This is a genomic window from Prevotella sp. RM4, from assembly GCF_000701965.1.
GTDB lineage: Bacteria > Bacteroidota > Bacteroidia > Bacteroidales > Bacteroidaceae > Prevotella > Prevotella ruminicola.
On the sequence record NZ_KL370843.1, the window covers coordinates 93,807 to 105,891 of the forward strand.

Consider the following 12,085-nt stretch of genomic DNA (forward strand, 5'->3'; position numbering starts at 1 on the left):
CCTAAAACAAAGATTATGAAAGAAAATATTACTTACCCATTGAACGCCATACAGTGGGAGTGCTATGAGGAATTTATGCAAGCCCCAGAGTTGACGCAGCACAACGTTACATTATGTATGCCCTTCGAACGCTCGTCAGCACAGCGTTTTCAGCGTGCCATGCAGCAGATGCTGGATGAGCAGCGTTACCTGCATATACATCTAGTTCGCCAGGGTGACGACATCATGATTTGTGAGGACTGGCAGATGCCTAACAAGGTGCATTACTATCGCATGAGCGATGCGGAATGGGAGGCTGCAGAACCCACGTTTACAAAACCCTTCGACATATTCAACGAGGCCTGCGTTCATCTCTCTCTGGTAGAGACCGACAGTAAGTGCTACGTTGTCATGGAAAACCATCACCTTTTCTTCGACGGCATATCTCAAAGAGCACTGTGGAATGCTTTTGAAGAAGCGCTGCAGGGCAAGCCCCTCTATCAGCAGGGAGACATTGCCGCAGAAATAACACGTCAGGAAATCGCCAGCTACGACAGCGATGCCTATCGCCGTGCCAGGGAATACTATTTGAAGAAGTTCGAGGGCCTGCAAGTGACTGACTATTGTCGTGAGACCGACAACCCATTGGGACCTGCCATTAGTTCGCACCCCATGGTGTCGGCCACTATCATCGATGAAGGCTGTCGACGTATTAGTCAAACGCCCACCACTGTTTTCTATGCCGCCTATGCCTTGGCATTAGCCTATATGTCGGGCGAGAGGCGTGTGGCTTTCTACACCTTTAATCATGGGCGCGGCGACCGGCGACTCACCGACCATGTCTATGGTCACTACTTAACCAGTCTGCCTATCGTCATCGATACGGATCCAAATCAGACTGTGGCCGAACTGCTTAGCCAGACACGCAGTGAGATATTCTGTTCCATGCGCTACCGCATCTACCCTGAATATCATCTGCTGCGCGAAATTGGTCTCGACGATGGTGCGGAGATGGGGTATAATGCCAGCACTATCTCAGAATATATCAATATCGACGGCAAACTGTGGAACACCTATCATATAGATCCATCGCTCACAGGCGAGCACTCATCTACCTACGTCACACGTCGTGACGATCTATACGAGGTATTTACTGATTGTAGCAGTGCCCTATATACTCAACAACAGATCGACACCTTGTCGGAAATAACCGGCCAGATGGCACTCCGACTTGTAGGCAACCAAGAAGAAACTATAAGTAATATTATATTCTATAATAAATGAAACGAATTTTATTAGCGGGCTATGGCAATGTCGCCCATGCCTTTGTACAAATCATGAAAGAGCAGGAACCGAGTGGAAGTTATACATTTACTACCTGCGACTTGAAGGATGGACAAGAGATTCTCAGTTATCTGCCAGAGCATCATAACGAATTTGATATCGTATTAAACACGTCGCAGGCCGAGACCTGTGATGTTACACAGATGTGCATCGACTACGGCCTGGACTATATTGATATGGGTGTAGATGAAGGTATGGGTGATGGTACGACGTCTGTGGACTTCTTGTTCGCTTTGGATCCGCTGCTGAAATGTCCGACCCGCAGCCGCATCATGTGTGGCTTTGGCATCAATCCCGGTATCCTCGAACACGTCTATCAGAAGTACAAGCCACAGGGGCCGCACTATGCCTTCGAGTTGGAACACGACAATGCTGTGAGTGATGAATATGAGGTATTTGGCACCTGGTCACCGTACATGTATGCCGAGGAGAGTTGCCGTGCTGAGTTGGTCGTGATAAACAAAGATAAGATCAATTACATTACACAGCAGCTGAAGGATGATGGTGGCGCCATGCACCTTACCTATCACGGCGAACAACGCAAGTATCTACCCATACCTCACGAAGAACTGATGTCGATGCTGCACAGCGACGAGAATCTGCTCGGATCGGCCTATCTCTTTCAGGCCCCACGAGGAATGCAGCAATGCTTTCTGGACCATGGCACTGAAATGACGGTTGAGGAGTTCCTCAAGATTCCCGTGCCTCACTGCCTCAAGGGTGATGATCATGTGGGAATGCTCTTCTGGGACACACGCGATAGGATGTACTGGGTGAAGAACGTGATGGCCAACCAGACCACCTGGAAGCGATACGGCACCAATGCTGTTTGCTGGCAGACGGCCACTGGAGCCTGGATAGCCTATCGGCTGCTCGATGTCGTCAGCACCAACCATCCTCACACCATGACGGAGCTGTCGCTGCTCATGCCAGAGAAGATTGATGCCTTGCTCAACCAGATAGGTCTTACCTTCGAGGTAGAGGAGCAGCCTTTCAGCGTCGAAGAGTTCAAAAAGAATATCATGCGCTATTTTTAATTTCACGTCTTAAAAATTATCACGCTATGAAACGAATTTTATTAGCAGGCTATGGTAATATCGCCCATGCCTTTGAGAAAATAATGTATGAGCAGGAGCCACAAGACAGTTTTAAACTGACTATCTGCGACTTGAAAGAAGGACAAGACATTTTCGACTTTCTGCCCCGTCACCACGATGAGTTCGATGTGGTGGTCAATACATCGGTGGCCAACAGCATAGAGATTGCCCGTATGTGCATAGACTACGGCCTTGACTGTATCGACGTGGCTGGCTTCGCTGACGGCATAGAAACGGATGATACCGTATCTACGCCCGTCTATATAGAGGAAATGAAGCGGATATTGTGCTGGCCTACGCACAGCCGTATCATGTTCGGCTTTGGCATCAATCCAGGCATACTCGAACACGTTTATCAGCGATACAAGCCACAGGGGCCGCACTATGCCTTCGAACTGGAACACGACGATTCTGTAAGTGATGAATATGAGGTATTTGGCACCTGGTCGCCATTCATGTATGCCGAGGAGAGTTGCCGCGCCGAGTTGGTGTTTGGAACCAGACAGGACGTTATTGATGTGACGCAGCAACTGAATGACGAAGGTGGCACCATACGCCTCACCTATCACGGCAGCGAGCGCCATTATCTGCCCGTACCCCATGAGGAACTGCTCTCCATGCTGCACAGCGACGAGAACCTGCTGGGCACGGCTAATATCTATCAGGCCCCACGAGGCATGCAGCAGCATTTTCTGGAACGGGGCGCCGACATCACCGATGAAGAGTTGCTTTCTATCCCCGTGCCCCATTGCCTGAAAGGCGAGGATCAGGCGGGCATACTTTTCTGGGACACAAAAGAAAGGCTCTACTGGGTGAAGAGTGTGGTGGCCAACCAGACCACCTGGAAACGCTACGGCACCAATGCCGTATGCTGGGAGACTGCCACAGGAGCCTGGATTGCCTATCGGTTGCTCGATGCCGCCAGCACCGACCACCCTCACACCATGACCGAACTGTCGCAGATCATGCCCGAGAAGATTGATGCCTTGCTCAAGCATATAGGTCTTACCTTCGAGATAGAGGAGCAGCCTTTCAGTCTCGAAGAGTTCAAAAAGAATATCATGCGCTATTTCTAAATTGATGGTTAAGATGATAGAGATTAAGAACGCAATAAAGGAACAGAACAAGGATATTGCCCGACTGATAATGATGGCAATGACAGACGAGTGTTGTAAGTTTTTCTGTGGTGAGGGCTACGGATTGGACGACTTTTACCGGATGATGTGCCACCTCGTAGAACGTGATGACTCGCAGTACAGTTACAAGAACACGCTGGTGGCGATGGACGGACAGCAGGTGGTGGGCGTATCGGTAAGCTACGATGGAAGCCACCTGCACGAGTTGCGATGTGCGTTTATCGAGGCCGCCAAGACGTACATCGGTAAGGATCATACTGGTATGGACGATGAAACACAGGCTGGCGAACTCTATCTCGACTCGCTGGCCGTGCTACCAGCCTATCGTAGGCAGGGTATAGCCCAGCAGTTACTGATGGCCACCAGGGAACGAGGCTACCAGTTGCACCTGCCCAGAGTGGGACTGCTGGTTGATAAAGGCAATCCCGACGGTGAGGCACTCTATACCAAAGTGGGATTCGAGTACCTTGACGACAATCTATGGGGCGGTCACCCCATGAAACACCTGATAATCAGTACTGCTCCTTGTGATATGCACTAATTACTTATTTGTGGTTGGCGGTGTAATCGAGGGCGGCGCCGATGGCGGTGCAGTACTGCGAGTACTTGGGGATGTGGAAACGGATATTGTAAAGCGTTTCTAAGGCGGGGAACACCTCTTTACACTGGGGAAGCAGCGAGAGGTTGCCTATGAGCACGAAATCGCGTATATCGCTGCCTATGGAGGCGAGCCAGGCGGCTGAGCCTATCGACTGCAGTACCATATGGATCAATCCTGCTGCAATATCCTCCTTTGAGGCATCGCTCTGGGCGTTGGCAAAGTTACTGGCAGTGGTATCCATGGTGAGTCCTGGCACGGGGATGGCGCTGATATCGCCAATGGTAAGGTCGATATTACGAATGTTACCGTGCTTGGCCATGGTGGCCACCTGCTTGATATCGCTGGTGTTGAGCATAATGCGGGCTAAGCCTGCCAAGGTACCACCACCCACACCAATACCGCCTATATGGCGCATATCGTTGCCATCGCAGCGCACAAACGAGGTACCAGTACCCATTGACACAACGATGGTGTGATCGAGCTTTGACTCGAAACGGGCGCCCAGGCCATCAGCAACGAACTCCTGACTCTTGGCGGTGGGCAATCCGTAGATGGGCTGATCGATATAAGCAGCACCTACGCCTGTGAGCATCACCTGATCGACATCCTGCAGATTGATATCATTATCGTGCAGATACTTGCCAAAGGCTCCGAAAAGTGACGTGATAGGATCGGCAGCGGTGATACTGATTGGAGCTGACACCTTGCCATTCTTGATTCCAACAATCTTTGTAGTTGAAATACCAACATCGATACCAATAACTATGCCCATGTTACATTAAACATTAAAGATTAAACATTAAACATTAACATTTTAGGTATATATACGAAAAAACCCGGCTGTAGATAACTACAAGACCGGGCTAATGAAAGGAGGAGTGGTACCTCCAGGAATCGAACCGGGGACACACGGATTTTCAGTCCGATGCTCTACCAACTGAGCTAAGGCACCAACATTTCAAATTCGTTTTGCAAACATCCTTCCGTTGTTTTGCGGGTGCAAAGGTACGACTATTTTTCGAACCCGCCAAACTTTTAAACACCTTTTAACACTTTATTTTTTCATGCCAAAGGGTTCCAGCCTTGTGCTTTTAACGCAAACTCCTGATTATCACGGGTTACGAGTATTTGACCGAATTTTGCATCGGTAATGTGACCAATGAGCTTAATGCCATCAATCTGCTGAATCTTCTCGTGATCGCCGATGGGAACGGTGAACAATAATTCGTAATCTTCGCCACCATTCATGGCGCAAGTAGTAACGTTCATGTTCATTTCTTCGGCCATTACGGCTGTCTGATAGTCGATAGGAATATTCTTTTCGTAGATACGGCAGCCTACCCCACTCTGCTTACAGATGTGCATGAGTTCGCTTGAGAGGCCATCGCTGATGTCCATCATAGCGGTAGGACGGATGCCTGCCTCGCGCAGCTTCTGAATGATATCGCCACGGGCCTCGGTCTGCAACTGGCGCTGCAACAGATACTCCTTACCACTGAAATCGGGCTGGAAATCCTTGAGAGCTGACAGCTGAGAGTTGAGAGTTGACAGTTTTGCATCGTTGCCGGCGGCTTTGGCTTCAGCTATCTTCTTTTGCAGATCGTTTATCTGACCGTAGTAAACGTTCTTTTCGCGCTCGAGGAGCTGCAGGCCCATATAGGCTGCACCCAGGTCGCCACTTACGCATACCAGGTCGGTATCCTTGGCACCATTGCGGTACACAATCTCCTCCTTGGCAGCCTCGCCAATACAGGTGATGCTGATGGCCATGCCGGTATAGGATGAGGTGGTGTCGCCACCAACCACATCTACATTCCACTTATCGCAGGCCAGGCGCAGTCCGCTGTAGAACTCCTCGATATCCTCGACACTGAAACGCTTGCTGATGGCGAGCGAAACGGTGAGCTGACGGGGTGTGCCGTTCATGGCGAAGATATCGCTGATGTTTACCATGGCCGACTTGTAGCCCAGGTGCTTGAGGTCGATATAAGTAAGGTCGAAATGTACGCCCTCCATCAGCATATCGGTGGTAACGAGTACCTGCTTATCGGGGTAGCTGAGTACGGCGCAATCATCGCCAACACCTTTTACGGTGCTGGCGTTCTTGATTTCGATATCCTTTGTTAAACGGTCGATAAGACCGAATTCTCCTAATTTTGCTATTTCCATCCTTCAGTTGGGTGATCGGTATTAAACTTGTCTTGGTTGTGAGCCTGGATACGCTCGGCTCGGATAATCATCTCGCGCATAATGGCAGTCATCTTGGGCTGTGCCATGTTGGCAGCCTCCTGCACCTCCTCGTGACTTACCTCGACGGGCACGTCGAAGCCACCCAGGTCGGTGATGACCGAGATACCAAAGGTTTTGATGCCACAGTGGTGGGCTACGATTACCTCGGGTACGGTACTCATACCTACGGCATCGCCACCAAAGATGCGATACATCTTATATTCGGCAGGGGTCTCGAAGGTGGGGCCCTGAACGCCTACATACACACCATGCTGCACGGGGATATTAAGATCCTTGGCGATGCTGTCGGCCTCGGCAATGAGGTTGTGATCGTAGGTTTCGTGCATATCTGGGAATCGGGGACCTGTGGGGAAGTTCTTACCACGCAGCGGATGCTCGGGGAAGAGATTGATGTGATCGGTGATAATCATCAGGTCGCCAATCTTAAACTGGGGGTTCATACCGCCTGCTGCGTTCGACACATACAGGGTGGTGATGCCCAGCTCGTACATAACACGAACGGGGAAGGTGACATCCTTCATAGAGTAGCCCTCGTAGAAGTGGAAACGGCCCTGCATGGCCATGATGTCGACACCACCTAACTTACCAAAAATGAGCTTACCCTTGTGACCCTCGACGGTTGACACAGGGAAGTTGGGTATATCTTGATAAGGAAACTCGTAAGTATCAGTTATTTCTGAAGCTAATTGTCCGAGGCCTGTCCCCAGTACTATCGCTGTTTTGGGACTTGTGGTCATCCTTTCTTTTAGCCAGGATGCTGTTTCTTGAATTTTTGTATACATATCCTAAAATTTTTTGATTAAACTCTTTTTGCTGGCCTTGCATGATAGCAATACGCAGCGGTAACGCATAAAGATGGCGCTTCACGTCGTCGGTAAGTCCATCAACCACCATCAGGCGCGTGGCATCCTTTTCGGTGGTAAGCACCAGTCGCGGTTCGGGCAGCTGGGCAAAGGCCTCGTTGATGGCCAGGATATCCTTACGTTTGAAGTCGTGATGATCGCCAAAGGTGAGAGGTGTAATCTGCGAGTGATACTGCTGCAGATCGTGCATCAACTGCTCGGGCGAGGCAATGCCTGTAAGGAGCAGAATATTCTTGCCTGCTAGCGCCTCTAAGCTGTCCACGGGAGCCATATTGGGCTCGTTGGTAAATACGGGGCGCGGGGCATCGTACTCTAAGGTTGAGAAGAACAGCTGCTGATAGGGATACAGATTCATGGCCTTGGTGATGACACGGAACTCCATGGGTTTGAGGTCCTTGGGGCACTTGGTGATAATCACGATGTCGGCTCTGTCCTTAGCCTTGACGGGTTCGCGCAAACGACCGGCAGGCAGCAGGCGATCGTAGATAACCAGGCGATGGTAATCTACCAGCAGGATGTTGATACCGGGCTTGACATAACGGTGCTGGAAAGCATCGTCGAGCAGCACCACATCGATATCCAACCCGCTCTCGTCGGCAGTGAGCTTGCTGATACCACGGGTGCGCTTGCGATCGACAGCCACGGTGATATCAGGGAACTTCTGTTTCATCTGGAATGGCTCGTCGCCTATCATAGGCATGGGGGTATCCTTATCGGAAAGCACAAACCCGCTGCTTTTACGCTTGTAGCCACGACTGAGCACAGCCACATTATGCTTGCCCTTCAGCAATCGGATAAGATACTCAACATGTGGGGTCTTGCCTGTTCCACCCACAGTGATATTGCCCACAGAGATAACGGGGGTACTGAAGGAACGGCTCTTCAAGATGCCCATCTCGAACAGCAGATTCCTGATACCCACGCCCAGACCATAGAACCAGGCCAGGCCCAGCAGCTTATTATTGATTTTGATGAAATCGCCTTCCAAAACTTTATTTTCTTTTTTACTTCACACGAATGTCGTCGAGCATACGTGCCTGCATACGACTATTGTTCTTGAGATCGTTGCGAATCTGCATGAGTGGCAGATAGGCATCGCCCAACAGCTCGCGAATCTGACCATCGAGGTATGAACCCTTAGGCTCCTTGTTCATGAGCTTCTCGAACCATCCTGGCTCGGCAGGATAAGCGGCGGTGTGATACTCCTGAAGCTTAGCCAGCTCGGCTGCCTTCTTAACAGCATCGTCCAAGCTACCCAGCTTGTCAACCAGCTTGATGCCAAGGGCATCGCTGGCCAGCCATACACGGCCCTGACCTATCTCGTTAACCTGCTCGGGCTTAAGACCACGACCCTCGGCTACTACATTCAGGAAATTCTGATAACCACGATTGATGTAGTTCTGCATCTGGCGCATAATCTCCTGGGTATCCTTACCTGCTACCAGCTCGGTTTCGTAACCGGCAAACTGGTGGGTCTTCACACCATCGAAGGTAATGCCCAACTTATCGGTAACCAGGCCGCTGACGTTAGGAATCAGGCCGAAGATACCAATACTACCAGTGATAGTGGTAGGCTCGGCAATGATATAGTTGGCAGGTGAGCTAATCCAGTAACCACCCGAGGCGGCTGCACCACCCATAGATACTACAACGGGCTTCTTGGCCTTGATGAGCTTAACGGCATGGCGGATATACTCGGAAGCCACAGCGCTACCACCACCTGAGTTTACACGGAACACAACGGCTTTCACATCATCGTCGTCGGCCAGCTTGCGCAGGTCGTCGGCTACGGTCTTACCTACAATGCAGTGACCACCGCCTTCGAGCATGTTCATGGCCTCGCTATCTACAATGCTACCATAGGCATAGTAAACAGCAATCTTACCGCCATTCTCCTTCTGCTTGCTCTTTACGTTGAGCATGTCGCTCAGGGTAAGCTGGTTAATCTCATCATTCTTACCCAGCTTGAGGCGGTTTTTAATCTCGGCCTTTATCTCCTCGGGGAAGAGCACCTTATCAACCAGCTTGCTCTTGATGAGCTGCTCGGCAGGAGTGAATGCCAGCAGGCTATCGTTAACCAGCTTGTCGAGCTCGTCGGCCTTTACCTTGCGGCCCTCGGCCATCTCCTTGAGCCAGTATTTCCAGATACCACCCAGGTAAGCCTGGCGCTGCTCGCGATCGTAATCGCTCATGCCAGTAAGGGTGTTGCTCTCTACATAGCTCTTATATTTTCCAACCTTGGCCACCTGGTACTTGATGCCAAGCTTATCGTACAATCCCTTATAATACTCGCTCTTACCACCCAGACCGCGCAGATCGACCGAGCCCTGACCATTAAGGTAGATCTTATCGGCAACGGTAGCTACATAATACGAGGCCTGTGAGTAGTTATTGGCATAAGCCACAATCCACTTGCCACTGGTCTTGAAGTCCTTGAGTGCATCGCGCAGCTGCTGGGCTGTGGCAGGACTATCGAAGCCAGCCGAACCACCCTGGATATAGATACCCTTGATATCATCGTTGTCCTTAGCCTTGCGGATGCTGGCAATGAGATCGTCGAGACCCATAGAGCCTGTATCGCCTAAGCCTAAGAAATCGTCGAACGGTGTACCCTCTTCAGAACGCTCGTTGACAGAACCACTGAGTTTAAGCACAAACACAGAGTTTTCCTTGACCTTAGTTGCAGCCGAATCGCTGGCAACCATGCCTACCAAAGAAATAACGAAGAACAGTCCGGTAATCAGACTGAGGATAACAATACCACAGATAGTGGCCAATGTCATTTTCAGGAATTGCTTCATAAAATGTCTTTTATTGGTTACGTAACAGTTTGCAAAGATAGCAACTTTTTTGCATACAGCCAACAAATAAACGAAAAATAACACAAAAAACCGGCTGTCATCACGACACCCGGTTCTCGAAAAACAAACTACTTAAAAACTAATCTACTAAAACAAATCAAAAAAATTATTATTTGCGGTTGCAAAATTAGCGTGTTTTTATGTAACCCACAAAAATTTTGTGATTAAAAACCGCATTTTTTGGCTAAAATACCTAAAAAAGGGGACGGATTGCAGAATCCATCCCCTAAATTGTTATGCAAAGTTTGCAAAATTACATCATGCCACCCATGCCTGGTGCACCTGCCATTGGCATAGCGGGCTCCTTCTCGGGTTTGTCGCAAATAATGCACTCGGTAGTAAGGAACATACCGGCGATTGAAGCGGCATTCTCGAGTGCAACACGAGCCACCTTAGCAGGATCGATAACTCCTGCCTCGCGCAAATCCTCGTACTTGTCGAGACGGGCATTGTAACCGAAGTCGCCCTTACCCTCGCGAACCTTCTGAACTACTACGGCACCCTCGCCACCAGCGTTGGTAACAATCTGGCGCAGAGGCTCCTCAATAGCACGGCAGATGATGTTGATACCTGTCTGCTCGTCGGCATTGTCGCCCTTCACGTTCTTCAGAGCCTCCTGAGCGCGGATGTAGGTTGTACCACCACCAGCTACAACACCTTCCTCGATGGCAGCACGGGTAGCGCAGAGAGCATCGTCAACACGATCCTTCTTCTCCTTCATCTCAACCTCTGAGTTAGCACCTACGTAGAGTACTGCTACGCCACCAGCCAGTTTAGCCAGGCGCTCCTGCAGCTTCTCCTTATCGTAAGACGAGGTTGTATTCTCGATCTCCTTCTTAATCTGAGCGATACGATCCTGAATGGCCTGCTTGTCGCCAGCACCGTTAACGATAGTGGTGTTATCCTTGCTTACGGTTACCTTATCGCAAGTACCCAGCATCTCGAGTGTAGCCTGCTCAAGCTTCAAGCCCTTCTCCTCGCTGATAACTACGCCACCAGTAAGTGTAGCGATATCCTCGAGCATGGCCTTACGGCGATCGCCAAAGCCAGGAGCCTTAACAGCACAGATCTTCAGACCACCACGCAGACGGTTTACTACCAGTGTGGTAAGAGCCTCAGAATCAACATCCTCGGCGATTACCAGCAAGGGGCGTCCGCTCTCGGCAGCTGGCTGCAAAATAGGCAGGAAATCCTTGATGTTTGAAATCTTCTTATCGTAAATCAGGATGTATGGGTTCTCCATCACGCACTCCATCTTCTCGCTATCGGTGATGAAGTAAGCTGACAGGTAACCACGATCGAACTGCATACCCTCAACTACACCAATGTGTGTGTCGCGGCTCTTGCTCTCCTCGATAGTGATCACACCATCCTTGGATACCTTACGCATAGCCTCGGCCAGCAGCTCACCAATCTCCTTATCGTTGTTGGCAGATACGGTAGCTACCTGCTCGATCTTATCGTAGTTGTCGCCAACCTGCTCGGCGCTCTTAGCAATGTGCTCAGTAACAGCCTTAACAGCCTTGTCGATACCACGCTTCAGGTCCATGGGGTTAGCACCAGCGGTAACGTTCTTCAAGCCCTCTGACACGATGGCCTGAGCCAGGATGGTAGCTGTAGTTGTACCGTCACCAGCGTCGTCGCCAGTCTTTGAAGCTACGCTCTTAACGAGCTGAGCACCTGTGTTCTCGAACTTATCCTCGAGTTCAATCTCCTTAGCTACAGATACACCGTCCTTAGTGATCTGAGGAGCACCGAACTTCTTCTCGATAACCACGTTGCGGCCCTTAGGACCAAGTGTTACCTTTACTGCATTTGCCAACTGGTCCACGCCCTGCTTCATAGCATCGCGGGCCTCAATATTGAATTTGATATCTTTTGCCATGGTTTTATTTTACTATTTGACTATTTACTATTTGACTATTAAATTGTGAAATCGTGAAATTGTCCAATC

At 50.1% G+C, this 12,085-nt stretch carries 10 protein-coding genes and 1 tRNA gene; 4 read left to right on the top strand and 7 right to left on the bottom strand.

All coding sequences use genetic code 11. The features are described from left to right. The first annotated feature begins 15 nt into the window (after window positions 1-15). The 4 genes from T499_RS0113610 to T499_RS0113625 are packed head-to-tail and all read left to right on the top strand — an operon-like array spanning window position 16 to window position 4,097. Complete coding sequence (locus T499_RS0113610; protein WP_084163207.1) at window positions 16-1,263, top strand: condensation domain-containing protein; 1,248 nt, start codon at window positions 16-18, stop codon at window positions 1,261-1,263. After that, window positions 1,260-2,360, top strand: a complete 1,101-nt coding sequence (locus T499_RS0113615; protein WP_084163209.1) for a hypothetical protein — start codon at window positions 1,260-1,262, stop codon at window positions 2,358-2,360. The genes T499_RS0113610 and T499_RS0113615 overlap by 4 nt, the downstream gene beginning before the upstream one ends. Window positions 2,361-2,386: 26 nt before the next feature. Beyond that, window positions 2,387-3,496, top strand: a complete 1,110-nt coding sequence (locus T499_RS0113620; RefSeq protein ID WP_084163211.1) for a hypothetical protein — start codon at window positions 2,387-2,389, stop codon at window positions 3,494-3,496. Window positions 3,497-3,509: 13 nt separating this feature from the next. Beyond that, window positions 3,510-4,097: a GNAT family N-acetyltransferase gene (locus T499_RS0113625; RefSeq protein WP_033151471.1), complete on the top strand. Its 588-nt coding sequence runs from the start codon at window positions 3,510-3,512 to the stop codon at window positions 4,095-4,097. A gap of 4 nt (window positions 4,098-4,101) precedes the next feature. On the opposite strand, the gene coaW is transcribed toward T499_RS0113625, so the two are convergent. From coaW to groL, 7 genes are all read right to left on the bottom strand, one after another. After that, on the bottom strand, window positions 4,102-4,929 hold the full coding sequence (gene coaW / locus T499_RS0113630; protein ID WP_013064480.1) for a type II pantothenate kinase: 828 nt from the start codon (window positions 4,927-4,929) through the stop codon (window positions 4,102-4,104). 107 nt (window positions 4,930-5,036) lie between these two features. Continuing rightward, window positions 5,037-5,109: transfer RNA gene (locus T499_RS0113635), tRNA-Phe, on the bottom strand. 110 nt (window positions 5,110-5,219) lie between these two features. Continuing rightward, on the bottom strand, window positions 5,220-6,326 hold the full coding sequence (thiL, locus tag T499_RS0113640; RefSeq protein WP_013063349.1) for a thiamine-phosphate kinase: 1,107 nt from the start codon (window positions 6,324-6,326) through the stop codon (window positions 5,220-5,222). After that, a complete protein-coding gene (locus T499_RS0113645; RefSeq protein ID WP_052173774.1) occupies window positions 6,317-7,189 on the bottom strand; it encodes a purine-nucleoside phosphorylase in 873 nt (290 codons plus the stop codon). Before T499_RS0113645 ends, thiL begins: the two co-directional genes overlap by 10 nt. Continuing rightward, window positions 7,074-8,258 (bottom strand): tetraacyldisaccharide 4'-kinase, encoded by a 1,185-nt coding sequence (gene lpxK, locus T499_RS14525; RefSeq protein ID WP_033151420.1) that lies wholly within the window; start codon window positions 8,256-8,258, stop codon window positions 7,074-7,076. Before lpxK ends, T499_RS0113645 begins: the two co-directional genes overlap by 116 nt. Before the next feature lie 16 nt (window positions 8,259-8,274). Continuing rightward, entirely contained in the window at window positions 8,275-10,071 is a 1,797-nt protein-coding gene (sppA, locus tag T499_RS0113655; protein WP_033151421.1) for a signal peptide peptidase SppA, read from the bottom strand. 313 nt (window positions 10,072-10,384) lie between these two features. After that, window positions 10,385-12,016, bottom strand: coding sequence for a chaperonin GroEL (groL, locus tag T499_RS0113660; protein WP_013065434.1), 1,632 nt, complete (start codon window positions 12,014-12,016; stop codon window positions 10,385-10,387). Window positions 12,017-12,085 lie beyond the last annotated feature (69 nt).

What these genes read in the sequence shown, in the direction of transcription:
- T499_RS0113610 (WP_084163207.1), top strand. Translation starts at nt 16, where the DNA reads ATGAAAGAAAATATTACTTACCCATTGAACGCCATACAGTGGGAGTGC.
- T499_RS0113615 (WP_084163209.1), top strand. Translation starts at nt 1,260, where the DNA reads ATGAAACGAATTTTATTAGCGGGCTATGGCAATGTCGCCCATGCCTTT.
- T499_RS0113620 (WP_084163211.1), top strand. Translation starts at nt 2,387, where the DNA reads ATGAAACGAATTTTATTAGCAGGCTATGGTAATATCGCCCATGCCTTT.
- T499_RS0113625 (WP_033151471.1), top strand. Translation starts at nt 3,510, where the DNA reads ATGATAGAGATTAAGAACGCAATAAAGGAACAGAACAAGGATATTGCC.
- coaW (WP_013064480.1), bottom strand. Translation starts at nt 4,929, where the DNA reads ATGGGCATAGTTATTGGTATCGATGTTGGTATTTCAACTACAAAGATT.
- thiL (WP_013063349.1), bottom strand. Translation starts at nt 6,326, where the DNA reads ATGGAAATAGCAAAATTAGGAGAATTCGGTCTTATCGACCGTTTAACA.
- T499_RS0113645 (WP_052173774.1), bottom strand. Translation starts at nt 7,189, where the DNA reads ATGTATACAAAAATTCAAGAAACAGCATCCTGGCTAAAAGAAAGGATG.
- sppA (WP_033151421.1), bottom strand. Translation starts at nt 10,071, where the DNA reads ATGAAGCAATTCCTGAAAATGACATTGGCCACTATCTGTGGTATTGTT.
- groL (WP_013065434.1), bottom strand. Translation starts at nt 12,016, where the DNA reads ATGGCAAAAGATATCAAATTCAATATTGAGGCCCGCGATGCTATGAAG.